The sequence below is a fragment of the Mycobacterium sp. 48b genome (genome assembly GCF_048282725.1).
In the GTDB taxonomy this organism is placed as follows: Bacteria; Actinomycetota; Actinomycetes; order Mycobacteriales; family Mycobacteriaceae; genus Mycobacterium.
Genome location: NZ_JBLVUL010000001.1, coordinates 7,171,451 through 7,196,289 on the forward strand (window position 1 = coordinate 7,171,451; position 24,839 = coordinate 7,196,289).

A 24,839-nucleotide genomic window follows, 5' to 3' on the forward strand; every position below is an offset into this window, starting at 1 on the left:
AGTTCCGGTTGACCGCATGTGCCGACACCGCCTGGTCAAAGGTACGCCGCAGAGACTGGCCGTGCGAAAAATTAATTGCGGCAATGTATCCCGCGAGGCGTATCTCACACTGGACAGCGTCGAGCAGTTGCCGGAAACCCCATCGTCATCGTCATCGTCATCAAGGCCAGCGATGCCGACACTCACTTCCCTACGGCTGGGCGGGTACAGAACTGCCCTCTACATCACGGCGTTCGCCATGATGTAGAGGGCAGCAGAAAGCATAATTCTGTTGCACCACAGACCTTTTCATTGGTCAGTTGATGAATAGCTCGTGCAGGAGACCAATCCAGACCTAGGTCAGCCTTCTGCATAGGTTTTGATGTTGGCGAACTGATCCATGCCGCTGGTGCCGAGTTCACGTCCGATGCCCGAGGCTTTGGTTCCGCCGAAGGGAATCTCGACCGGTGCGCCAAGGAACGTGTTGATCCCAACACCACCGGTATCCAGTCGTTCGGCCACATAGCGTGCCTCATCAAGGTCTTCCGAAAAGACGACACCGCCGAGACCGTACTTTGTGTCGTTGGCTACCTTGATGGCCGCATCGGCGTCCGAGACCCGGAAGACCAGGCCGATGGGCCCGAACGCCTCTTCGTGGTAGACCCTCATTTCGGGTGTCAGGTCGGTGAGGACGGCAGGCTTGAAATAGTAGCCCGCACCGTCAACGCGCCCACCCGGCTCAAGGACCTTGGCTCCCTTACTCACTGCGTCGTCGTACTGCGCTTGCAACGTCTCGGCAGCCGATTCACTCGACAGGGGTCCGATGGTTGTCCCTTCAGCGAGAGGATCACCCATGACCTGACCGCGGAACGCTGCGACGTAGTGCGTGATGAACTCGTCGGCAACCTTTTCGGTTGCAATGACTCGCTTGGGCAATGCGCAGGCCTGCCCACCGAAGATGAGGCGGCACGCCGACGCAATCGCTGCGGCCTTGGGAACGTCAGCCGAGTCCAACACCACGCAGGCATCCGAGCCGCCGAGTTCCAACACAACGGGCTTGATGTGCTTTCCCGCCCGCTCTCCAACCAGGGCGCCAGCCGCATCTGACCCGGTCAACGTGACTGCCCGCACTCTGGGATCGGCGATGAAGTTGAGTGTTTGATCTCGGGTCGTGAGCACCGTCTGGTAAGCACCATCGGGAAAGCCGGCCAGCCGGAAGATCTCGTCGAACATGAGCGTCGAACCGGCGGTGATATTGGCAGGCTTGACGATTACAGTGTTTCCCAGCATCAGATTAGGCGCTGTTGCCCGCATCGCCTGGAACAGCGGCGCGTTCCACGGCTCGATACCCAGCACTACCCCCAGTGGTTCGCGCCGAATCACCGTGCGAGACATGCCTGGAACCTCGACCACTTCGTCTGCCAGAAGCTGCTCGGCGCGGTCGGCGTAGTACCGGAACATCGATGATGCGATACCCGCTTCGATGGTGGCCTCCATGAGCGGCTTTCCCATCTCGACGGTCGTCTGCCGGGCCAGTTCTGGTGTGCGCTCGTCGATCAGATCGGCCACCTTGTGGAAGTGTTGGATCTTCTCGGTGAGCGGCACTTGCCGCCAGCTTTCAAACGTCGAGTGGGCGAGAGCGAGCGCTGCCTCCGCCTGCCCCTCGTCGAAAATGCCCCAATCGTTCACCACCTCGCCGGTGGCAGGGTTCAGAGTGCGGTACGAGGGAGCGGCCTGACGGACATCACTTGCTTGCACGGTCATATGTTCTCTCCAAATGGGGGGTGAATGATCGGTGTTATCAACGAGATTGGCTGGGCCTGACAGCTGATAAGGCGAGGCTCACGATCGCTGCATCCGTATCGCCCGCATCGGGCAGACGAACGATGCAGTCTCGGCCAGGTCGGCATCCTCTGCCGTGAGTTCCTCGGAGACGAACTCCGCTCCTTCTTCCACTCCCGCCCCGTCGGGGAACGCCAACTGACCGTCGTCGTCGAGCGGAAAGAGGTCCGGCGCAGTGAAACTGCATTGACCCATGCTCTGACACGACCCGAGATCAACTACAAATTTCATAGGGCGATCTCTCCATTCCGATGTCCAAGCCTGCGTCGAGTTCGGGTGTGACAACCAAGCCCGCGGGCTTGCCACCGACTTGGGTTGATCACTCTCAAATGATGCTGCTTGTGGTGTTTCTATTATGAACAGATGGCTCGGTCCACGTCAACGGTGCGCCGAGCCCCGTATCCGGCACACCAGGTAGGCCTCAGTCGCCATTCAGGATCAACTCGCCGGCCTGCCAAGCCAGCGCTTGAGTTGGTGCCGAGGTGTTGCCGCTCGGCTGATACGGGAAGACTGATGCATCAACCACTCGGAGACCCTCTGTCCCCCGGACGCGCAACTCGGAATCCACGACGTCGTCATCGTTCGGTCCCATGGCACAGGTGCCCAGCGTGTGATATCCGCTCGCACCAGCAGTTAGAGCGTGATGGATGAGCTCCTCATCGTCGTCCAACGTGCACGCCGGCGTGAGCGGTGCATCCACATACCTCGAAATGGGATCCGCGGCGAACATGTGGCGTACTTTCTTCGCCATTGCGACGATGACCGACTTGTCGTACTCGGTCGACAAGAAGTTCGCATCGACCAGCGGTGGCTCCGCCGGCGAGGGTGAATTGACGTGAATCGAGCCCTGACTTGTCGGCCGCAACGGGTAGAACCCCACCATCATCCCTGGTTCATCAGCCGTGGCGAGCCGCTTATCGTGCAGCGTCGTCGATTTCACTGACATCGGGCTGAAGAAGCCGATCGCATCTGGGCGTTTGGCGTCGTCGATCGCGGTGAGGTAGCTCAGAACACTTGCAGATCCCTGGCTGATCATGCCCTGCCGACGGACCAGGAATTCCGCACCGGTAAACAGCTGCCGTAGCTGTGTATTGACTTCGTGATTGAAACCGCGAGCTCCTTTGACGCGGTACATGAATCGAAGACCACGGTGCTCTGACATCCGCTCCCCCACATTGGGGGATTCCACGAGGAGGTCGATCCCGGCGGCCGCGAGCACGTCACCGCGACCGACTCCGCTACGCTCCAGCAACAGCGGGGACTCCAGGGCGCCGGCGCAAACCAGCACCTCCTTCTTGGCGTGATACTGGCGTCGGCTACCGCCACCCGTTGCGATGACGCCGACCGCGCGTCTGCCGTCGAACAAAATCCTCTGGACCTCAGCGTTGGTGACCAAACTCAGGTTCGGCCGCCGCAACGCCGGACGCAAATAGGCGCTGGCCGCAGTAACTCGCAGACCGCGTCGAGTGGAGTACTGTGCGTAGCCCGTGCGGTTGTCGTCCGAGCCGTTCACATCCGCGACCCGATTCATCCCGACCGCAAGGCCGGATTCGATGTAGGCCTCGCAGAGCTCTTCCCGTGGGCGTGCTACTTCGACGTCGGCCGGTCCACCCAGACCGTGCAACCGCGGCTCGACCGGAAAATCGGCATGAAAGTTCTCGATCTGACGATAGGCGCTGAGGAACGTGCTCCAGCCCCATCCCTTGTTGCCCTCGACTTCGAGCTGATCGAAGTCGGGACTCCATCCGCGGTTCCACACGAGACCGTTGATCGTGGTCGACCCACCGACAATCCGTCCTCGAAACCACGAGTCTGAGGGACCACCGTCCTCCAATGGCGAGGTCTGATAGTGGCGCGTGTATTTGGGGGACGTCATCGTAAACGCGAACCCCTTCGGCACCTTGTGGATCGGGTGCCGATCCGAGCCGCCGCCTTCGAGCAGCAGAACTCTGGTCCCGGGGTCCGCGGTCAGTCGATTCGCCAGAACCGAACCCGCGGCGCCCGACCCCACGATGATGTAGTCGAAACTCATCTCGCCTTCACTTCCTCTGCTGCACTGCAACTTGGTGTCGATTGGAACAAGAACGTCGTTGTGGTCATGGTTCGGGCTCGCAGCGAACCGCGCATTGGAGCGTCCTGGGCGGCTCCTACATCAGCCTGCGGTTACCGCCGCCACGACGTTCATCGAAGTAATGATTACTACTATGTTGGACCTTAATTTGGCTCGAGAACCGAGTCAAGACCGCACGTCACACCGGCGGCTTCCGCCCGGAACCAATCCCGGCCGTCGAATAAACATAATTAGGCCGCCTCAGATCGGGGCTCGGCCGTCAGCTGCCGGGTCAGGCAAAGATAGGGGCAACTTCGTGCTGCACAACCCGCTCACCGGGGGTGAAGCGAATACGCAGACCTTCTGGGCCGCTCACCATCGGCGCCTCACCGAGCTCGGGCCACTCCACCGGACCGGCTGCCTCCATATCAGGCATCCGGCGCAGGAGTGCGGAGAACATCGCCGTCAGAGACAGTCGCGCAAGGTGCGATCCGAGGCACTGATGGATCCCGCCGCCGAACGTCATGTGCGGGTTCACCTTGCGGTGGATGTCGAAGGTGTCGGGGTTCTCGAACACATCAGGGTCCCGATTGGCTGCGCCGTAGTACATCACCACTTTGTCGCCCTTACGGATCCTCGTCCCGCTGAGCTCGGTGTCCTTGGTCGCGGTTCGACGCATGGCTCGGATCGGGGGGATGTAGCGGAGGATCTCCTCGAGGGCGCGCGGAAGCAAGGTCGGCTGGTCGATGAGCTGCTGCCGGGCCTGCGGGTGCTCCATCAGCGTGATCATGCCGGTGGCCAGCACATTCCGTGATGTGTCGCTGCCTGCGCTGACCAAGAGCGAGTAGTCGATCTGGAACTGGATCTCGTCCACGGGGATACCCATGATCTCCGCCTGGGCAATTCGTCCGAGCGTGTCTTCCCGAGGTGTTTCGCTTCGCTCCTGCCACGCCTTAGCGGCGTGCGTGAAGATGGTCAGAGCTGCGTCCAGACCAGGGCCGTGATCGAACGGGACGTTGCGCGTCAGAAATGCAGCCGCCTCGAACATCTCGAGTGATTCGTATCTGTCGATGCCCATGAGGTCGGCGATGGTGAAGCTCGCCATCTTCGCCGACAGATCCGCGACCAGGTCGGCCTCACCTGATTCGATCACCTGGTCGATGATGGAATCGACCAGTTGTTCCATTCCCTCCCGAGCCTGTTTGACCCTCCTGACGCTGAACTCCTTACCCATCAGCGCTCGGTGTGCGGTGTGCCGTGGGGCGTCGGAGAAGATCAGCGAGCGATGAGTCTCGTCGCCGATGGCGTTGTTATCGCCGATGAAGACGTGCGGTTCATTGGAGAACGTTTCCGAGTCCAGCTCAACCTGTTTGATGTCGGCGTATTTCATCAGTGCCCAGTAGCCGGCGCCGTCAGTTTCTTCCTGCCAGTGCACAGGATCGTTCTCGCGCAAGTAGGCGTAGACATCGAATGGATGCCCGGTACTGAACAACTTGGGATCTTGCAGGTTGGTGTACATCGCGGAAATCTCCTCCTACCGCTGGCGTGAGCCTAATTCGCTCGCTTCTTCTCTGTGGGGATCCGTGGTCAACGGCCACCCACCAGTGCGCCGCGCGGTCGACACCGCGCGGCGCTACCGCACTCAACGGGTGATCACGAAGCCTTCGTAGCCCTTGGCCTTGACGGCCTGCAGCCGGTCGACGAACTCCGGCAAAGCCCCCAGATAGGCGACGTAGGCACGTTTGCGGCCTGGGACGTTGTCGCCGAACAGGAACGACTTGGCTTTGGACACAATCGAGTTGTTGCCGCTTTCGTTCACATGGTCCGTCCACTGGGCTTCGGCCTGAGGATCGGCCTCGACGCGGGCGATGCTCTCTTCGGTGATTTTCTCGGTGAGATCGGCGATCCATTCCAGCGGCCCTTCGGCGCAGCGAGTCGAGTTGCCGTGCCCCCCCTTACCATGTGGTCCGCCGACCATGAAGAAGTTCGGGAACCCGGACACCTGGAGCCCAAGCAGGGTCACCGGGCCGTCCGCCCACCGGTCCCGCAGCCTCTGACCGCCGACCCCAGTGATGTCGATGCGATTGATCGATCCGACGAATGCCTCGAACCCCGTCGCGTAGACGATGATGTCGGCGTCGAACAGTCTCGATGCGGTACGAATGCCGCCTTCGACCACTTCGGTGATCGGATCGTCGGCGACCGAGACGAGTTCCACGTTGTCCTGATTGAACACTTCGTAATATCCGTAGCCGTCGCCCGCATAACCAGCGGACTCGCATTCCACCGGTTTGGCACCGAACGGGTGATGCGGGGTCAGCAGAGCTGCGGTGGCCGGATCCTTGACGCGCTCGCGGATCTTCTCGGCAATGAAGTCGCAGTACTGTTGATTGGCCCCCTCATCGCCGAGCACATCGTAAGGAAGCCCGAACCATTTAGTGAATCCCGGTCCTTCCCAAGCAGTTTCGAACCGCTCGCGCAGACCCTCGGGCGTGTAATCCGTCGACGGCTTCCTGTCCACATCGTGAATGAATCCGCCGAAGGTGCCCTGCAGATACTCGTGGAAGCCGTCATATCCGTTGCGGATGGAATCCATCTCCGACTTGTCGATCGGACGATTGTTCAGTGGAATGACCCAGTTCGGGGTACGCATCAGCACGGTCAAATGGGCCGCCTGGCGGGCGATCTTCGGAATGACCTGGACGCCAGTCGATCCGGTGCCGACAACGACCACTCGTTTGCCGGTGAAATCAACGTCTTTCTCGGGCCACCGCGCGGTGTGGTGAGATTCGCCGGTGAAGGTCTCCCGCCCGGGCACCGGGGGATAGATCGGCGCAGACAGGGGGCCGGTCGCCGACACGATCACGTGGGCAGAGAAGACCTTTCCATTCTCAGCACGCACGGTCCAGTTGTTGGTCCGCTCGTCGAATTCCAGAGCTTCCACTCTGGTGTCGAACTCGATGTCCTTCTTCAGATCATGCTTGTCCGCGACCGCATTGAAGTACTTCTCCAGCTCCGGCTGGCCCGCGAACAGTTCGGACCAGTCCCACGAATCGAGCAGATCCTTGTCGAAGAAGTACTGGTACGAGTGACTTTCGGAATGGAGCCGCGCCCCTGGGTACCTGTTCCAGTACCACGTTCCACCGACGCCGCTGCCCGCTTCCAGGATCCGTGCCCGTACTCCACGTTGGCGCAGCAGTAGAAGCTCGTACATGCCGGCGGGACCTGCCCCGATGATGATCGCGTCGTAATGATTCGACGGATCCGCCTGGGCCGATTCCGCAATATCGACAGTTTCTGTGCTCATTTCATTCTCTCCGGGTTTCGCGGACAGTGCGTGGACAGCTCGACGCCGACCAGCTCACTGCCTGTGATCAAAAAACTTTCGTACGTCCGCCAGAAGCAATTCCGGCTGTTCCACCGCTGCGAAATGTCCCCCCCGCGGCATCTGGCTCCAGTGTTCGATCTGGAAATGGTCTTCGGCGATGCGTTCCGATGTCAGATACAGCTCCTTGGGAAACACCCCGACTCCCGTCGGTACCAGCACGCGTGTGCGATCGATCCGCGTCTCCTCGTTGCCGAAATACTTTGCCAGCTCGTAGTACAGCCGTCCCGACGAACCGGCGGTGGCCGTCAGCCAATACGTCATCACCGTCGTGAGGATCTCGTCCTTGCTCAGGATCGACTCGAGATCGCCGTTGCAGTCCGTCCAGCTTCGGAACTTCTCGACCAGCCACGCTGCCAGGCCCACAGGAGAATCGGTCAGTCCATATGCCACGGTGTCGGGCTTTGTTGCTTGGATGGCGGCGTACCCGCCCTCGGTCCGACGCAGCAGCTCATTCGCGTTGAGCTGCCGTTGTTCATCGGGAGTCGGTGAGCCGTCAGCCGGCTGCAGCCCACTGGGGATCAATGTGAGGTAGAGCCCGATGAGCGCTTCGGGATACGCATGTGCCAGCTCGATCGAGATCGGCGACCCCATGTCCGCGCCGAAGGCCGCGAACCGCTCGTACCCGAGACGAGACATCAATTCGCGGAAGGCGTGTGCGATTCGTCCAGGATGCCATCCAGGTTCGGTGACGGGTCCGCTCCATCCGTACCCAGGAATCGATGGCGCGACGATGTGGTATGGCTGGCCGCTCGGGTTGCCATGTCCGGCAGGGTCCGTCAGCCCTCCGAACAGTTTGGCGAACTCGAATGGTGTACTGGGCCAACCGTGCACCATTAGCAGTGGCCGTGCATCCGGGTGCGGAGACCGAATGTGCAGGAAGTGGATGCGTGCGCCGTCGATGTTCGTTTCGAACTGCGGCCATCGGTTGAGTGCAGCTTCTGCTGCACGCCAGTCATATTCGTTCATCCAGTAGGTGCAGAGCGACTCCATGTAGCTGCGGTCGGCACCGGCTTCCCAGCTACCATCGTCGACCTGCCGCGGCCATCGCGTGCGCGAAAGCCGCGACTGTAGGTCGACGAGAGCATCTTCGTCTGCGCAGATCTTGAAGGGTTTTAGGTCCATGGTCGCGTCACGAATCGAGTTGTCATCTGCGGGCATGATCGGTTGATTGCGAGTCGATCTCAGAACTCCGTGATCACCGAACGCGCAATGGCGCCGCCATGTAGCTCCGTGTACGCCTCGTTGATCTGGTCCAGTCGAATGGTCTTGGAGACGAGGTCGTCCAGGTTGAACCTCCCCTGTAGGTAATACTCCGCGTACAGGGGGATGTCGATCTTGAAGTTGCAGCTGCCCATGTATACGCCTTGCAGAGCCGTCTTCTGGAAGAGAAGGTCGGCTGGGGAGAAGCCGAATCGCGACGTCGGGCCCTGAGCTCCGACCACGTAGGCAGTGCCACCTGGTGCCAGCGCACGCACCGCCTGCGTGAGAGTCTCTTCGATCCCTCCGATCACCTCGAAGGCATGATCAACACCGCCATCGGAGATGGCATGGATCTCCGCCACGACGTCACCGTCTTGCGGGTTGATGGTATGGGTCGCGCCGAAGCTGCTCGCAGCGAGCTTCAGCTTCGAGTCCTGCAGGTCCACGGCAATGACCTGCCGCGCGCCAGCAAGCGCGGCTGCTTGAACCACATTGAGACCGACGCCACCGCAGCCGATGACCACGACGGTGTCGCCGACGCGCACACCGGCACTGTGAATGGCGGAGCCTGCGCCGGTCGCGACGCCACAGCCGAGGATTGCGGCCTGAGGAAACGGCACCTGCTCGGGGATCCGTACGGCGTTGTTCTCATGCATGAGGACTTGTTCGGCAAAGCCCGAGATCTCCTGAAATTGTGCAATCGGCTCACCACCGAGGCGCAGCCGTGCGGGCTCTCCTGGCGCCCGTTGCGTCCCCGCCGGGTAGTTGCGGCAGAGGTTGGGTGCACCTTTGAGGCAGCGGTCGCATCGCCCGCAGAAGCCCGACAAGCACCCGACGACATGATCACCAATCTCGAAGTCGTGGACCTGCGGTCCCACCGCGCGGACCACACCCGCCACTTCGTGGCCGAACACTCCAGGCAGAGGGGTGCCGATATCCGTCGTGGCGCAGTAAAGATCGCTGTGGCATAGACCGCTCGCCTTCACGTCGACGAGGATCTCGCGGCCCCGTGGGGCGTCGAGCTCGAGATCGTCGCGAATCTCGAAGGGCTTACCGATCTCGGTGATGACGGCGGCTTTCATAGGATTTGGTCTCCCAAAGTGATTTCAGCCCGATCGGGGCAGTTGATGTTGATGGGGATGGTCACGCCGACGGAGAAAGCGTGACCATCCCACTCGAAGCATGGTCGGTCCGGGCGTGGCTCCGGCTAGCTCATGCGAAGACCGACTCCACTTCCCCGCTGACTTCGCGCTTACCGGGCGTGAACCGAATCGGCATGTGGATCGGGCCGGTAATAGTCGGAACGTCGCCGTTCACCGGCCATTCCACCGGTCCGACAAGTTCCATGTCCGGCATGCGTCGCAGCATGGTGGTGAACATGGAAGTCAGTTCCAGACGGGCGAGGTGTGCGCCCAGGCAGTGGTGGCGCCCCGCGCCGAAACTCATGTGCGGATTGACCTTACGAGTGATATCGAACTTGTCGGGATCTTCGAAGACCTCGGGGTCGCGGTTGGCGCCGGCATAGAACATGACCACCTTCTGGCCCTTGGCGATCTTGCGTCCACGCAGCTCGGTGTCACGGGTGGCGGTGCGGCGCATCACCATCAGCGGCGGGTTGTAGCGCAGCATCTCTTCGACTGCCCGCGGCATGCGCTCGGGATCCTCACGCAGCGCGTTCCACGCTTCCGGATGCTGCAGCAGCGTCAGCATGCCGGTGGACAGCACGTTGCGAGACGTATCGCTACCGGCCGCGACGAACAGGATGAACTCCAGGCCGAACTGGAAGAAATCAACCGGGTTACCCTGAATCTCACCCTGGCTGAGACGGGTGAGAGTGTCGTTGCGAGGGGACTCCTGACGCTCGTTGTACGCCTCCATGGCGTGTTGCATGATCGTGGTAGTCGCCTCGAGGCCAGCGCCACTGTTCATGTCGATGTTCTGGGTGAGGATCTCGGCGGCGTGGAACATCGACAGCGAGTGCTCCCGATCCAGACCCATCAGATCGGCAATGGCATAGCTTGCCATCTTGGCCGACAGATCGGTCACCAGATCGGCTTCGCCCTTCTCGATCACCATGTCGACAATGAGATTGACGAGGCTGTCCATCCCCTCACGGCCCTTACGCACCCGCGAAAGCGACAGTTCCGGGGCGATCTTCTTGCGGTGCTCGGTGTGCCACGGCGCATCCGAATAGATCAGCAGCTTGTGGTTCTCATCGCCTTTGGTGTTCAAGTCGGAGATAGTCACGTTCGGCTCGTTCGAGTACGTCTCGGAGTCGAGCTCGATCTGCTTGGTGTCGTCATAACGCGTCACCGCCCAGTAACCCGGCCCGTCGGTCTCCTCAGTCCAATGCACCGGATCGTTCTCACGCAGGTACTTGATCAACTCGTTCGGCGAACCTTCACGAAACAAGGCCGGATCGTGAAGCCTGACATCCTCGAGATAAGCGGTCACTAGATTTCTCCTCGTCACTGGGCTGAGGCTGAAGACAGAACAGATACGTCACGCTCAACGCATCTAAGTCGTGCTTTTAAAGCAGTACATCCATATTGCACCATAAGAGTGAGCCGGTCAACATCATTATGTCTCACAGGTCCCGCTCACACCGATCTGGCCAATGAACGAAGCGCTCTCCGCGTAGAAGTCACACATCAACGGGCCGGCTTCGCCGCGAGCGAAGAACCGACATACCGCTGTCCTGGGAGTCGCCGCGACCATGGAAATGAGTGTGCAGGCCGAGCTCCGCGGCAGCTTGAATCTGATGAGGCGCAGGCTTGCGCGAATCTTGATCGCACTGGCTGATCCAAGGGTGCTCATAACGACCGGAATGGTCGCGCCCGACAGCAGAGTCACGACCATTCCGGTTGGCTTGCGGTTTACGCGAAGACGGACTCTACGTCGCCGGTCACTTCGCGCTCGCCCGGAGTGAACCTAATGGGCATGTGTTCGGGACCAGTAACCATCGGTACATCACCTGGTTCCGGCCACACTACGGGTCCGGCAAGTTCCATGTCCGGCATCCGCCGCAGCATCGTGTCAAACATCGAAGTCAGTTCCAGACGGGCGAGGTGTGCGCCCAGGCAGTGGTGGCGCCCCGCGCCGAAACTCATGTGCGGATTGACCTTACGGGTGATATCGAACTTGTCGGGGTCCTCAAACACCGCAGGATCACGATTGGCCCCGGCATAGTAGATCACCACCTTCTGGCCTTGCTTGATCTTGCGTCCGCGCAGCTCGGTGTCACGGGTGGTGGTGCGGCGCATCACCATGATCGGCGGGTTGTAGCGGAGCATCTCTTCGATAGCCTTCGGCATACGCTCGGGATTGTCCCTGAGCATGTTCCACGCTTCCGGATGCTGCAGCAGCGTCAGCATGCCGGTGGACAGCACGTTGCGAGACGTATCACTACCGGCCGCGATGAACAGCATGAAGTCGAGGTTGAACTGCAGCTCATCAGCTGGCCGGCCCTGAATCTCCCCCTTAGTGAGCCGGGTGAGGGTGTCATTGCGCGGATTCTCCTGGCGCTCGTTGTACGCCTCCGCCGCATGCTGGACGAGCGTCATCGTTGCCTCGAGCCCGATACCGCTATTGGTGTCGATGTTCTGGTTGAGGATCTCGGCGGCGCGGAACATCGACAGCGAGTGCTCCCGATCCAGACCCATCAGATCGGCAATGGCATAGCTTGCCATCTTGCCCGACAGATCGGTCACCAGATCGGCTTCGCCCTTCTCGATCACCATGTCGACAATGAGATTGACGAGGCTGTCCATCCCCTCACGGCCCTTACGCACCCGCGAAAGCGACAGTTCCGGGGCGATCTTCTTGCGGTGCTCGGTGTGCCACGGCGCATCCGAATAGATCAGCATCTTGTGGTTCTCATCGCTGCCCTTGGTGTTCAAGTCGGAGATGGTGACCACTGGCTCATTCGAGTACGTCTCGGAGTCGAGCTCGATCTGCTTGATGTCGTCATAACGCGTCACCGCCCAGTAACCCGGCCCGTCGGTCTCCTCAGTCCAATGCACCGGATCGTTCTCACGCAGGTACTTGATCAACTCGTTCGGCGAACCTTCACGAAACAAGGCCGGATCGTGAAGCCTGACATCCTCGAGATAAGCGGTCACTAGATTTCTCCTCGTCACTGGGCTGAGGCTGAAGACAGAACAGATACGTCACGCTCAACGAAACTCAAATTATGGTTCAACACCTTGCAGACAGATATTGCAACACCATAGTGAGTCAGTCAACATACTTAGGACTTGGCCTTCTCCGTCACACTCAATGCAGGCTCAGGATCCCGCCGGTCGGTAGTTCGCAGCGGTGTTGCGCAGTTGCCAAATCAGCGACGGGCACAGCTCGTTGACGGCCTGAGATATGAGGTAAGACGCTTGATACTCGTCCGAGTTGCCGAAATCAGACTTGACGTCACTCATCAACTGGGGATAGCCGCGGCCTGCAGCCAGCTTGTCGCAGATGGTGTGTCCATAGGCCAGCGCGGCGTCAGGGTTCGGGAAGTTGTAGCCTGGTCGCACGGTGACGTTGACCAAGTAGGCGACTGAGTCGGCTGAGGCAACAGGCGTTATCGCGATCGCTGCACCTGCCGTAGCTGCCAGCATCGTCACACTGGTTCGAAGCCCGAAACGAGCCATTGGTCATCCACCTTGTCGAGGGTTATGCGGACACTTGAGATGGAGTTGGTCGGTACGCCGTCGCCGATCGTCGTGGTCTGGTTGACGAACACGAGCACCTGAGCGTGGTTTGCAGTCGCCGAGATTGACGCGGCAGAGGGCACCGTTGCGACAGCGGTGACGCGCTTTGCCTTCGACCCTGGGATAACGATGTCGTTGATGAGTTTGGTGTAGTCATTCCGGAAATCTCCGGTCAGCCGGTTCGCGGCCGCGGCCAGGTCTTTGTCAACGGTATCGGGTTGGTAGGCAAGCATTGCGATGGCGCTTTCGGTCGCAACCCGTACGGATTCGACGGCTGAATCCTGCGAGGCCCTAGCCGAACTGTCCTGCCACTTCAGGTAGCCCACGCCTCCGGCGAGTATCAAGGCACAAGCTGGGAGCACAACGAATGCCAGTCGGTGCCTCCAGGTTCGCTTGTCTACCCCCTGCCGAGCTGCATCCTCGTAGTCCTCGGACTCGTCATCCTGGTCAAATTCGCTTGGATCGACATCTTCGAGCTCGTTTGTCAGGTCATGGATCTGAGACTCCGACGAGGCGCCGACGTCGTGCTCTTCATCCTGCGGCGTTTCGTCTGTCTTGCTGTCAATGACTAGTCGCACAATGTATTCCGTTCAGCTCATAGTTGAAATTGGTTCGTCGGCCTCAAGGCACAAATTGAAGATCTGCAACCTTGAAGCCGTCATCGACCTTCTCGACGGTGATCCGCATGCGCCATTCCCGGGGCTGTTGTTCCGGAGCACCGGGAACTGAGGTTTTCACCGACGCCGCAACCAGCACCTGTGCCTGGTCTGTATCTTGCGATTCGACTCCGGCCTCGGTGACAGTCCCTTCGGACTTCGTTTTCGCCTGCTTGACGACGTCGGCGAAAGGTTGTGACCGCTCCTGAAACTGGTCGCGGAACTTTCCGGTCGACGAGTCGAGAATCCGCTGTATGTCGGCGTCTGCCCTGGCGTAGTCGATAGTGGTTAGGTTCACCGCGCCCTGTCGGGCAGCCTCGACGAATGCGTCGTGCGTTCTCTGCGCTCGATCATTGACATACATGCGGTACCCGAGCCATCCACCCACCGCGCCCAAGATCACGACGGTGACCAGACCGAACAGCAACGGGATGTCCACTGCCGACAGCAGCCGGCGTTGGCGGATTCCGGCATCGTCTTTGGATTCGTCCGTCTCGGAAGAGGATTCGTCGTCAGCCTCGGTAGGCTTGCTCTCGGCAGCGCAGTCCTCGTGGTGCAAGCCCGACTCGTCTTCGGTCAGTTGCTCGGCGGTATCAACATGCTCTGCCATGTCTTGTCTCCTGTGTTGGCGGCCGACAATTCGGATTGTCTGTACACGTGCCCATCCGGAGCCACGTAGGTGCCGGTTGCGGGGTCGTAGTAACTGACTGCGACGGGTGGCGGCTCGGCCGCAGCCGGTGGTTCCGGCGGATCCGACGGCTCTGGCGCAGCCGGCTGTGCAGCTCTCGAATGCGCGGACGGCGAGCGGACGTCGGGTTCAACCTCGGGAACACTCTGTCCACTCAGCGTGGCGTTCGGATCACCCTTCCAGTTGAATCCGTCGTTGAGAGGGCGATACTCCTCGTCGCTGTTGCAGACCTTCGCCGAGGCGGCACGCTTGCCAGGCTTGCGGATGCACGGCAGATTGCGAGCACCACGCACAGCGTTCCACGAATCTTGCGGAATGCGGCAGTACAGATCGTCGGGCGTACGCGTTGGGGTGTCTTCGTACACGGGGTTCCGCTGCTGCTGTCCTGGAAGAAATCCGGTCGTGCAGGGAGGCGGCACATTGAGATTGAGGTTGAAATTCAGGGTGAAGCCGGGATGCTTGCTGTCCTTGTTCGCCACGTCGCTGGCCTGGATGATCTGCACTCCCATCGGCAGAAGCGCGAGGATTTGTTCGACAGATGCGTTGTAGACGAGGGCAAGATTACTGACGCTCGACAGGTTCGCGAGCATTATGGGAAGGCTCGGCTGCAGCCGCTCGACCAGCTGTCGGGCTTCGTTGGCTGCTGGCCCGCCCTTCTCCAGTAGCCCAGCGACCGCGGAATCATTGGCCTTGATCTGGCCGGTCAGGTCTGCCACGTGAGCGGCCCACGCTTGGATCGAGTCGGCAGTGTCGGCCTGCGAGTCGAGCACAGGTTTGGATTGGTCTATCAGAGTCGTGATCGAGTCGAGGTTTTTCTGCGCATCGATGGCCAGTTGGGTCGAGCCCTTGACGATGCGGGATATCTCTGGACCCAAACCTCCTATTGCAGTGTAGCTTTCGTCGATCACAGTCTTGAGGTTGTCATGCGGAATGGCCTGGAGGCCGCGGTTTGCGGCGTCGAGCAATGAACCGATCTCCGGTGGAGTCGATGTTCGGTCCAATGGGATGACATCCCCATCCTTCAACGACTGGGGATCTGCAGAGCGGGGCAACAATGCGACGTACTGCTCACCGATCGCAGAGGTGCTGTGCACTTCAGCGTTGAGGTCAGCTGGAATCGCCACATCTGAGCGCAATGACAATTCAACTTCTACTCCGGAGCCGTCGAGGCGCACAGCGGTGACCTTGCCGACCTCAGTCCCCCGGTAGGTCACATTGCCACCCTTGTACAGTCCAGCGGCGGTCGGAAGCTCCATGGTTACGGTGTAGCGGCCGATACCCAGCAATGCGGGGACCCTGATGAAGCCGAGTGCCATGATCACGCCGGCCACCATGGCTACGGTCGCGAAGATCGCCAATTGGATCTTGGTCCACTTAGTCAAGCGCATGTCACGGTCCTTGATCGAATCGGTATGGAGCGACCAGCGGGTTGCCATTCGTGTACGGGCTGGGTAGCTGGCCGATGGTGCGGCCCCACTGCATCTCGAGCTCAGTGAGGTCGCCCTCCCAGCGGGTGCCTGTGAAAAATGTGCCGTCGATGCGGCTCAGGGTGAGGTCGATAATCGCGGTGAGGTTCCCGTAGTCACCACGAACCCATCTGGCCAGATTCTTCTTCGGCCACGGATAAGTACCGAAGAAATCCAGAGATCGAGTCAGAGCGGGCCCTGTGTAGGCCAGTGACTTGATCACTGGCCCGAGCTGCTGGAGCTCTTTGACCAGGTTTTCTTTCGACTTGTTAACGGTATCGGTGGTCAACGCGGCGAATTTCCCAAACGCGTCGAAAGCGTTGACGAGGTTCTGTCGCTGTTCGGCCAGCACTGCCAGCGCCTCAGGCAGGGTGCGTAACGCCTTGTCCAGCACAGGTTTCTGGGCAGCAAGCTGGCCCACCAACCCGTTGAAGCTCTCCGTCGCGGAGATGATGTCGGCAGTCTGCTCCTGAATGTGCCCAGCGAACTCGTCCAGTCGTTCGATCAAGCTGCGCAAGTCTTGCTGACGATTGGCGAATGCGGTGGCGAATGCTGCTGTGATGTCCTGAACTTGTCCGATCCCGCCACCGTTGAGCATCAGGGAGAGCGCCGACAACGTTTCATCTGTGCCCGGGTAGGAGCCAGCGCGGTTCAGCGGGATTAGGGAACCCTCGTGCAGCCGGCCCTCTGGTGCCTTTCCGGTGGGCGGAGCCAGCTCGACATGCAGGGATCCCAGAACACTCGTCTGCCCAATCATGGCAGTGGAATTCGCGGGCAAGTCAACATCGCCGTTGAGCCGCATCGTGACCAAGGCGTGCCAATCCTGCCGCTCAATCTTGGTGACCGTGCCGACGTTCACGTCAGCCACGCGGACTCGCGAATTCTGTTGGATGTACGCAACGTCGGGGAGCTGTGCCTGGATCACAAACGCACCCGCCCCACCGCCCTCCGTTCCGGGGAGCGACACCGAATTGAGTCCCCGCCACTCGCAGCCAGACATTAACGTGGCCACCGCTCCCGCCAGCACTATGCCGACCAGTCTGGACAGCAAGCGCTTGCGCATGAACATGCTCACGATCCACCTCCGGGGGAGGCTGCCGGCCCCGGCGCAGCCTCAGCGGGCAGCGGCGGCCCCGCTGCGGCTGGAAGCATCATTCCCTCCAGGCCGGCTCCCGGGTCGGTCGAGATCGGCTCGCCAACAGGTGGCGGCGGGCCGTTGAGTGCACCCGTTGAAACCTGGGCCGGTGACACCGAATCGACTCCAGGCGGCTGGCTTGCCGCGGCGGGAGGGGGTTGTGCAGGCACATGGTCTGGACGCAGCCAGTCCTCTGAATAGGTGAGTTCGTTTGGTCGGGCCGCCCCCCCGACGAAGAGGTTTTCACCGATAGGAAGCGAGTTGAACTGCCGGTTTTTGACGATCGGCGCCATGTACTGCACGCAGAGTTTCGCGGACTGCTCGGCACCGAGTCTCGATGCCGCCTGAATCGCCCCGCACAAGAACGAGATTGGGTCAGCAAAATTGGTCACGTTGATCGCGCCGGTGATGCCCAGTTGAGACGGCTGGTAGATGTTCAAGAAGTTCTGCAACGTGGTTGGGAAGAGGTGGAGCGCCTGTTCCACGTCGTCGAGGCTGTCGTGGATTGCCGAAGTGATGGACGACAACTTCTCATTGGTCGTACCGAGCGCATCTCGGTTGTCTGCAATGAATTGCGTTGCCGAGGCCGCAACGGTGTCGAGATCTTTGATGGCTGTTCCCACCGCGTTTGGTGTATCCGTCAGGGATCCCGTCACCGATGCCAGATTCTGATTGAGGTCCCTCATGAGCGCGGCGCTGTCGTTGAGCGCTGACACCACAACAGACAGGTTCTTTATCGTGGAGAACATGTCGTCGCTGTGATCACCTAGAGCCGACAACGCCTGCGACAGCGAGATGATGGTCTTTCGGATGTCCGGCCCTTGACCCCGCAAGTTCTGCGCCGCGGTATCGATGAAGGCACCCAGCGTGCTCACGCCTCCGGGTGTCGTCGGCTGCAACGCTTGCGCCAACTTTTCCAGCTGTTTGCGTAGGTCATCCCACTCGAGCGGAACCGCCGTGCGATCCTGTGGGATCGTCGCCCCGTTGCCCATGACAGGGCCAGCCGTGTACGCAGGGGTCAACTGTATGGCCCTCGAAGTCACCAGCTGAGGCGAGACGATCACTGCCTTCGCATCCGCGGGTACCTTGTACTTCCGATCGACCCAGAAAGTGATCTTCACCCGTTGCGCCTGTGGCTCGATCGTGTCGATGCTCCCCACACGCACACCCAAGATGCGTACCTCATCCCCGTGATACAGGCCGTTGCTGTTATCGAAATAGGCCACCACGTAGTTCTTTCCGAATCCAGTCATCGCTCTGACAACAAAGATCGTGCCGACCGCCAAGACCGCGACGAGGCCGACCGCAAGTCCGATGCGGAGTCTGGTACGCGTCATTAGTGCTGTCCTTCGGCAGGCGATGAAGCATTGTCAGGTAACGGTGGAGCAGGGTCGAAAACCGGCAGCGGCGTGGGTTCCGGGGGAGCGTCCTGCCCCGGTGGTTTCAGTGCCGGCGGACCAGGCGGTGGGCCGCCAGGGGCCGGTGCCGGAGGCGGCTCCCTGTACGGGTAGCAACCCGTGGGACCAGGCAGCGGAAGACCAACAGGGCCGCATCCCTGATCTCCGGGATTCCCGGTGATTGCGTCTGGGACGTTCAACCGTGGCTCCCCACCCTGCCCGGTGCGGGGATAGGGCACCGGCAACGGCGGCGTCGCAGGCTGCCCTGTTTGGGCGTCATTCCGCTGCGAGGGCGCCAGGACGTTGTGGTCCAACCCCAGATCTGAGAACGCGGCGTCGATGAACGGCTGGAGAAACTGGCCCGGCAACAGGTTGGAGAGGTAGGCCTTGAAGAATGGGCCCGAAGCGATTGTCTCCCCTAGGGACATGGCGTACTGGTTGAGATACTTGATCGATTGCTGCAGGTTCGCTTTGTTGTCGTCGACGATCTTGAGGACCTCGTTCAACTTGTCAAGGAGCGGATGCAGATTCGCTTGGTTGTCATCGATAAATCCGCCGAGTTGATGTGCCAGGGCCGACAGACTGCTTGAAATTTGTTGGAGTGCAGCGCTTTGAGTCTTCAATTGAGCAAGCAGTTGATTGCTGTTGGCGATCAACTGCGAGATCCGGTCGGCACGGTCAGACAGCACCGTGGTTGCCTTCTTCGCATCGGCTAAGAGACTCCGCAACGCTTCATCACGCGCGGCCAGGGTCTGTGAGAAACGCCCGACACCTTCTACTGCACGCTTCAGATCCGGCGGAGTGTCTTGGAAGGTCTCGGCAATCGTTGCCAATGCACTGGACACGTCGTCGGTGTTCAACCCGCTGATGGTGGCTGACAAGTCTCCGAGGGCGTCAGGCAACTGGTAGGGAGCCTTAGTCCGCTCAAGAGGAATCGCCTCCGTCAGGGTGCCGTCCCCTCTCGGCGTGACCTGCAAAACCTTGGAGCCGAGCAGGCTCTTGGTCCTGATGTTGGCTTCAGTCAAGGAGCCCAGATGTACCTCATCGTCGACGTCAAAGTCGACGCGGACGCGCGCACCATCGAGGTCCACCGATGAGACTTCGCCGACGCGGTAGCCCGATACCTGAACGGCCGCGCCTGCCTGCAATCCGCCGGCCTCGGCGAAATAGGCGGAGTAGTGATGGGTGCTTCTGATGAAGGGCAACTTGTCGTATTCCAAGGCTGCGGCGGCGATCGCAAGGACGGACACTAGACCCGTCACGCCGATGACAAACAGGTTGCGTTCTGCAAAGGACTTCACTTGGGTGCACACCGTCCCGTGTCCTGGCCGGCCAGTTTCACGTATACCGGCTGACCACCCTTTCCATTCACCTTCAGGATCGCGTCGCACAGATAGAAGGTGAAGTAGTCGCCCATGATCCCCAAGCGGCTCAGAACCTTGTAAGAGTCTTTGACCGTGCTGAGGTAGTTAGCAAACCACTCGCGGTCGTCGTAGACGATGGAGGCCGTGCGATCCGTTTGCGTCAGTAGTTCTTTGAACGCCGGGCGTGACTGATCGAGTAGATCGGCGATGGTGGCAGACGCTGCATTCGTGTAAGCAATAGCGTTGGTCACATCGGTTCTTCGGTCCGAAAGGCCCTTCACGAGTTCGGACAACGAATCAATCGCCTTACCGAACTGGTCGCTTTGGTGGCCGAAGGTGCCTGCGACTGCTTTCAAGTTGTCGATGACCTGTCCGATCAACTCGTCGCGGTCGGCCAAGGTGTTGGCAACGGTGGCTGCTTGGCTCAGGAACGAGCCGATCGTGGCGCCTTCCCCCTGGAAGGCGGCAATCAACTGCCCGGACAATGCGTTGACTTGTTCAGGGTCCAATGCCCGGAACAGCGGCCGAAAACCCCCCAGTAACGTGTCGAGGTCAAGCGCCGGCTGGGTCCGGGCCAACGCTATGGTCCCTCCCGGGTTGAGCCGCTTGAACTCCCCCGTGCCTTCGAGCAAAGCCAAATAGCGGTCACCAATCGGGTTAGCCCATCGGATGGCCGCCTCGGTGCTTTCAGTGAGGATCACCGTCGGTTCTGCACTGAAGTCAACTAGGGCCTTTAGCTCCGGGGTGATGGAGATCTTTTTGACCTTGCCGACCTCGACACCGCCGATCCGGACAAAGTCACCGACAGCCAGGCCGCTGACATCGCTGAATTCGGCCCGATACATCTGTTCCTTGGACATCCGAAACTGTGCGAAGACAGCGAGCAGCGCAAAGGTTCCTAGCATGCAGACGATCGCGAACACGGCGAAGCTGATCGCGGCACGACCTAGCTTGTCATTCACGGTTGATACCTCTCATGGTGGCTGGTTTCACGGTGCCGGCGGCGACGCTTCGGCCGGGGGGTCGATGGGCAAGGGATCCACTCCGGGTCGCGGCCCTAGTGCCGGCGAGGGATACCGCGCCTGCGGATCAGCCGGCGGCACACCTGGATACAGCGGAGTGCCGTCCGGCCCGTACCAGGGGGCACCGTATGGCACACCACCGGGATAGGCGGGAGCTGGACCAGGTCCGGGTCCGTCCAGGCAGTGCCGCAGGCTCGGCTGTTCCGGAATCGCACGTGTCACAGGAAAGTAGTTCGCCCAACATTGTTGCCCGATACCGGGATTCGGACGCCAGTCCAGCCCAGTGCCCCAACCTGTATTGGTCACCAGTTGGCGTACAGGGAAGTTTTTCGACACATCGGGCAGCGACCCGCATCCGGGTTTGCCGCCCGGACCGCCCTTGGCCGCAACAATCGGCAAATTCTCCGGGTAAGTGTAAAGATCGTCGCCGAATATGAGTCCGGCATCCGCGATGAACGTTCGGCCGTTGCCACCGAACCATGCGTCACCCCCATGTTCAAGGTGGTACATGCCGCCCAGGATCGTGCACGTATAAGTTGAGCTGTACTTCTGCAGCAGGTTCGTCGTTGGTTCAAGTTGGTTGACCATGGAGACGAAGCTGTCCTTGCTCGAGGCGACCAACTCAGTACCACTGCTAGAAAACCCGATTGTGCCCAGCAGCACGGCATCCAGGTCGCGGGCATGACTTCTGATCGTGTCACTGGTCGTGCTCGTCGCATCCAGGGCCGACAGAATGTCTTTCGCTGCAGTGCTGTACGCGTCGCTAGCGCCCTTGAAGGACCGCCAATCCTCAGCGACGGTTCCCATCCGTGGGTTGACCGCTTCCAGTACCTGGTTGGCAGCAGTTGTTGCCTTCCCCATCTGCTGGCCTTCTCCGCGGACACCGTCCGCCATAGCCGTCAGTACCGCGTTGAGTTTTGGGACATCAATCTGACGCAGTAGACCGACCAGGCTTTGAAAGACTGTGTTGACCTCGGTGCCAACATTTCGGGAATGAAGTACCGCGCCGGCAGCCAGCCGTTTCGGGCTCGGGTTCTCGGGGGCAATCAGATCGACGTACTTGGCCCCAAAAGCGGTGGTGGCCTTGATTTCCGCTTCTACGTTCGCCGGAATGTGCGCAACTTGGTCGGGGAAGATCTCCAACCTCAGACCGACTGGATTGAACCCCTGTGTCGTACCCGCAACCCGTCCTACCTCGACGCCTCGCATCTTGACTTTCGCACCTGATTCCATCACCAGGCCGATTCGATCCGCAGTCAAAGTTACCGGCACATAGCTGTGAAATGTCCCTGCGAACAGAGCTGAACACAGCAGTACGAGGCTGAGAATAACGGCGAACATGCCGACCGCCCACCAAACCGGGTGGACGCGGTTCGTGCTCTTTTTTGAAGTCACCTTGCTATCCCGACAGATTGAAGTTGCCGGACTGGCCATAGATCGCCAGTGAGACAAACAGGACCACGAAGACTGCGGAGATCATCGACGTGCGGACCGCACGTCCGACGGCCTCCCCCACACCAGCAGGGCCACCGGACGCGGTGAAGCCGTAGTAGGTGTGCACGAGCATGATCACGACTGCCATCAACACCGCCTGGAAGAACGACCAGATGATGTCGGTTGGGTTCAAGAACGTGTTGAAGTAATGGTCATAGACACCGGTGGATTGGCCGTAGATAACCGTGGTGCCAAACCGGGCAGCCAGAAACGCGGTGAGCATCGCGACGCAATACAGAGGCATCACCACGACCACACCGGCGATGACCCGGTTCGAGGCCAGATATGCCACCGAACGCACTCCCATCACTTCCAACGCGTCAATCTCTTCGTTGATCCGCATTGCTCCGAGTTGCGCTGTGGCGCCAGCACCGATGGTGGCCGCGAGCGCGATGCCGGCGATCACCGGTGCGATGAGGCGGACGTTGAAGAAGGCGGAGGCGAACCCGGTGAGGGCCTCGACACCGACATTGGCGAACTGGTTGTACCCCTGCACCGCTACCAGGGCCCCGGTGGACAGAGTCAGGAATCCGACGATCACCACGGTGCCGCCGATCACCGCCAAAGCACCTGTGCCCAAACTCATTTGGGCAATGAGTCGGATCGTCTCGACCTTGTAGTGTGTCAACGCGTCACGCGTTGACACCAGAGTTTGGAAGTAGAATTGCGCCTGGGTTCCAATGCGGCCTACCCCGTCGACCCATCCCGACACCACGCGTCTCAACCGCGGGTGCAAGCTGCTCGGTGCGGTTGTTGTGCTCATAGTGTCGCCTTTACACCGACGGCTGTCGCAACGATGTTGATTGCGAACAGTGCCACGAAGGTGTAGACGACAGTTTCGTTGACAGCATTGCCCACACCGGCCGGCCCACCACCAACCGAAGTGCCTTGATAACAAGCGATTAGACCGGCGGCCAGTCCAAAGAGGGTCGATTTGATCAGCGAGATCACGACATCTGCGGCACCGGTAATGACCGTCAACCCGCTGACAAAAGATCCTGGTGTCACATGCTGGATGAAAACCGAGAAGATGAAGCTGCCGATGAGGCCGACGAGGATCACCACAGAGGACAGCAAGGTGGCAACTACTGTCGCCGCGAGGACGCGGGGCACCACCAGCGCCTGGATCGGATTGACACCCATGACACGTAGCGCATCGAGTTCTTCCCGGATCGTGCGCGCTCCTAGATCTGCGCACATCGCGGTGGCTCCTGCGCCGGAGACGACAAGCACTGTCACCACCGGACCGATCTGGGTCACCGTTCCGTATGCGGCACCGGTTCCGGAGTAGTCAGCTGCACCGAATTCCACGAGCAGGATGTTGAACGTAAAGACCATCAGTACCGTGAACGGGATCGCCAGCATCAAGGTGGGTAGCAGAGAAACCCTGGCAACGAACCACGATTGCAGTATGAATTCTCGCCATGCGAACGGTCGGCGCGGTATCAACACGAGTACGTCGAGGGCCATCGCGAAGAAGCCGCCCACCCCGTGAATTGGCTTTGCGGCCTTGCCTGACGAGATTCGTCGCAACGCACCCGCAAGCTGCGCACGCCGCGAGTGGTGCCCTGCAGCATCCAGAACAGCCATGGCATCTTCGTCCAGAACGGCGATGTCATCGTCCTCCAACACAACCGTGTCATCGACGTCTGAGTGATTCACCCTCACCACCCGAGATCCAGTGCGGCGCCATACCCGATCAAATCCGGTCCTACCCTTCGGTGTCTTTCGGCTTCCACAACGCCTGGCTTGCGCGAAGCCCCAATGCTGCTACAGCGAGATAAAACTACTGATCAAAGTCTTATTATGTGACTTGCTTCACTGGTTGAACACGAGTGTGACATATTAACGGTGACTGCGTCAACGCGATCAAAACATGAGCTCCGACCGGTAACAGCTAGCCGGTCTAGCAACAGTTAGCTTCGAAGACAGTTGGCGAAGCTCCCCCGCCGGCCGGAAGCTCGGAGGCGATGTGCCGGCAGCTTAGCCGCTTCCGCATGGCCACAGCGCGGGCCCGCTGAAAAGGGTGCATGCATCCACCGAAATATGCTGCGCGGCTGGCTATTTAGTAACAATTCCGATTTTCGTATGGGAAGCACAACGCCGGCGCAGGTTGGCGCCGACGCAGCTTCGCCTCGCCGCAGACCCGTGCGACATTTGGAGTAACTGAAGCAGTCGTGCCCACAGCTGGAACACTCATCAGCTATCGCCTACGTTAATTATTCAGCTATCCGCGCGCCGCGCCTACGACATCGTCGCAACTTTTGCTAGTTATCCTATGAAACGACTAAGAGGTTGGCACCTATTGAGCGCTCATAATTGACTCTGCTAGCCGGGGCGGTAACCACGCCATCCCGCCGCACCCAATCAACCGTGGTTGAGAACGTTTCACCTACCGCCCCAGCGTCCTTTGCGCCGCGTCGGCTAGGTGAGGTTGCACGCAACGCGAGTA

At 60.2% G+C, this 24,839-nt stretch carries 20 protein-coding genes; all 20 read right to left on the bottom strand.

Going from position 1 to position 24,839, the window contains the following annotated elements:
- Nucleotides 1-339: 339 nt before the first annotated feature.
- The 20 genes from ACNQR1_RS35035 to ACNQR1_RS35130 all read right to left on the bottom strand — a co-directional run bounded on the left by ACNQR1_RS35035 (nt 340) and on the right by ACNQR1_RS35130 (nt 23,857).
- Nucleotides 340-1,743 (bottom strand): aldehyde dehydrogenase family protein, encoded by a 1,404-nt coding sequence (locus tag ACNQR1_RS35035; protein WP_418050081.1) that lies wholly within the window; start codon nt 1,741-1,743, stop codon nt 340-342.
- A gap of 78 nt (nt 1,744-1,821) precedes the next feature.
- Nucleotides 1,822-2,052, bottom strand: a complete 231-nt coding sequence (locus tag ACNQR1_RS35040) for a ferredoxin (protein ID WP_418050082.1) — start codon at nt 2,050-2,052, stop codon at nt 1,822-1,824.
- Nucleotides 2,053-2,242: 190 nt separating this feature from the next.
- Complete coding sequence (locus ACNQR1_RS35045; protein ID WP_418050083.1) at nt 2,243-3,853, bottom strand: GMC family oxidoreductase; 1,611 nt, start codon at nt 3,851-3,853, stop codon at nt 2,243-2,245.
- A gap of 310 nt (nt 3,854-4,163) precedes the next feature.
- Nucleotides 4,164-5,390, bottom strand: a complete 1,227-nt coding sequence (locus ACNQR1_RS35050) for a cytochrome P450 (protein WP_418050084.1) — start codon at nt 5,388-5,390, stop codon at nt 4,164-4,166.
- A 123-nt stretch (nt 5,391-5,513) separates the two neighbouring features.
- The gene (locus ACNQR1_RS35055; RefSeq protein ID WP_418050085.1) at nt 5,514-7,178 is read right to left on the bottom strand and encodes a flavin-containing monooxygenase; all 1,665 of its coding nucleotides are present in this window, start codon (nt 7,176-7,178) and stop codon (nt 5,514-5,516) included.
- Nucleotides 7,179-7,232: 54 nt separating this feature from the next.
- Nucleotides 7,233-8,417 carry an epoxide hydrolase family protein gene (locus ACNQR1_RS35060; protein ID WP_418050086.1) on the bottom strand — a complete coding sequence of 395 codons (1,185 nt, stop codon included), beginning with the start codon at nt 8,415-8,417 and terminating at the stop codon, nt 7,233-7,235.
- 23 nt (nt 8,418-8,440) lie between these two features.
- Nucleotides 8,441-9,541: a zinc-binding dehydrogenase gene (locus tag ACNQR1_RS35065; protein WP_418050087.1), complete on the bottom strand. Its 1,101-nt coding sequence runs from the start codon at nt 9,539-9,541 to the stop codon at nt 8,441-8,443.
- 130 nt (nt 9,542-9,671) lie between these two features.
- A complete protein-coding gene (locus ACNQR1_RS35070) occupies nt 9,672-10,913 on the bottom strand; it encodes a cytochrome P450 (RefSeq protein WP_418050088.1) in 1,242 nt (413 codons plus the stop codon).
- Nucleotides 10,914-11,335: 422 nt separating this feature from the next.
- Complete coding sequence (locus tag ACNQR1_RS35075; RefSeq protein WP_418050089.1) at nt 11,336-12,580, bottom strand: cytochrome P450; 1,245 nt, start codon at nt 12,578-12,580, stop codon at nt 11,336-11,338.
- 165 nt (nt 12,581-12,745) lie between these two features.
- Nucleotides 12,746-13,072 carry a DUF732 domain-containing protein gene (locus tag ACNQR1_RS35080; RefSeq protein WP_418050620.1) on the bottom strand — a complete coding sequence of 109 codons (327 nt, stop codon included), beginning with the start codon at nt 13,070-13,072 and terminating at the stop codon, nt 12,746-12,748.
- A 2-nt stretch (nt 13,073-13,074) separates the two neighbouring features.
- Nucleotides 13,075-13,743, bottom strand: a complete 669-nt coding sequence (locus tag ACNQR1_RS35085; RefSeq protein ID WP_418050090.1) for a hypothetical protein — start codon at nt 13,741-13,743, stop codon at nt 13,075-13,077.
- 43 nt (nt 13,744-13,786) lie between these two features.
- A complete protein-coding gene (locus ACNQR1_RS35090; RefSeq protein ID WP_418050091.1) occupies nt 13,787-14,431 on the bottom strand; it encodes a hypothetical protein in 645 nt (214 codons plus the stop codon).
- The gene (locus tag ACNQR1_RS35095; RefSeq protein ID WP_418050092.1) at nt 14,398-15,897 is read right to left on the bottom strand and encodes an MCE family protein; all 1,500 of its coding nucleotides are present in this window, start codon (nt 15,895-15,897) and stop codon (nt 14,398-14,400) included. Before ACNQR1_RS35095 ends, ACNQR1_RS35090 begins: the two co-directional genes overlap by 34 nt.
- Nucleotide 15,898: 1 nt before the next feature.
- Nucleotides 15,899-17,044: an MCE family protein gene (locus ACNQR1_RS35100; protein ID WP_418050621.1), complete on the bottom strand. Its 1,146-nt coding sequence runs from the start codon at nt 17,042-17,044 to the stop codon at nt 15,899-15,901.
- Between the two features lie 2 nt (nt 17,045-17,046).
- Complete coding sequence (locus tag ACNQR1_RS35105; protein WP_418050093.1) at nt 17,047-18,447, bottom strand: MCE family protein; 1,401 nt, start codon at nt 18,445-18,447, stop codon at nt 17,047-17,049.
- Nucleotides 18,447-19,808: an MCE family protein gene (locus ACNQR1_RS35110; RefSeq protein ID WP_418050094.1), complete on the bottom strand. Its 1,362-nt coding sequence runs from the start codon at nt 19,806-19,808 to the stop codon at nt 18,447-18,449. Before ACNQR1_RS35110 ends, ACNQR1_RS35105 begins: the two co-directional genes overlap by 1 nt.
- Nucleotides 19,805-20,833 (bottom strand): MCE family protein, encoded by a 1,029-nt coding sequence (locus tag ACNQR1_RS35115; RefSeq protein WP_418050095.1) that lies wholly within the window; start codon nt 20,831-20,833, stop codon nt 19,805-19,807. The genes ACNQR1_RS35110 and ACNQR1_RS35115 overlap by 4 nt, the downstream gene beginning before the upstream one ends.
- Before the next feature lie 27 nt (nt 20,834-20,860).
- On the bottom strand, nt 20,861-22,288 hold the full coding sequence (locus tag ACNQR1_RS35120; protein ID WP_418050096.1) for an MCE family protein: 1,428 nt from the start codon (nt 22,286-22,288) through the stop codon (nt 20,861-20,863).
- A 4-nt stretch (nt 22,289-22,292) separates the two neighbouring features.
- The gene (locus tag ACNQR1_RS35125) at nt 22,293-23,150 is read right to left on the bottom strand and encodes an ABC transporter permease (RefSeq protein ID WP_418050097.1); all 858 of its coding nucleotides are present in this window, start codon (nt 23,148-23,150) and stop codon (nt 22,293-22,295) included.
- Complete coding sequence (locus ACNQR1_RS35130; RefSeq protein WP_418050622.1) at nt 23,147-23,857, bottom strand: MlaE family ABC transporter permease; 711 nt, start codon at nt 23,855-23,857, stop codon at nt 23,147-23,149. The genes ACNQR1_RS35125 and ACNQR1_RS35130 overlap by 4 nt, the downstream gene beginning before the upstream one ends.
- Between the last annotated feature and the right edge of the window lie 982 nt (nt 23,858-24,839).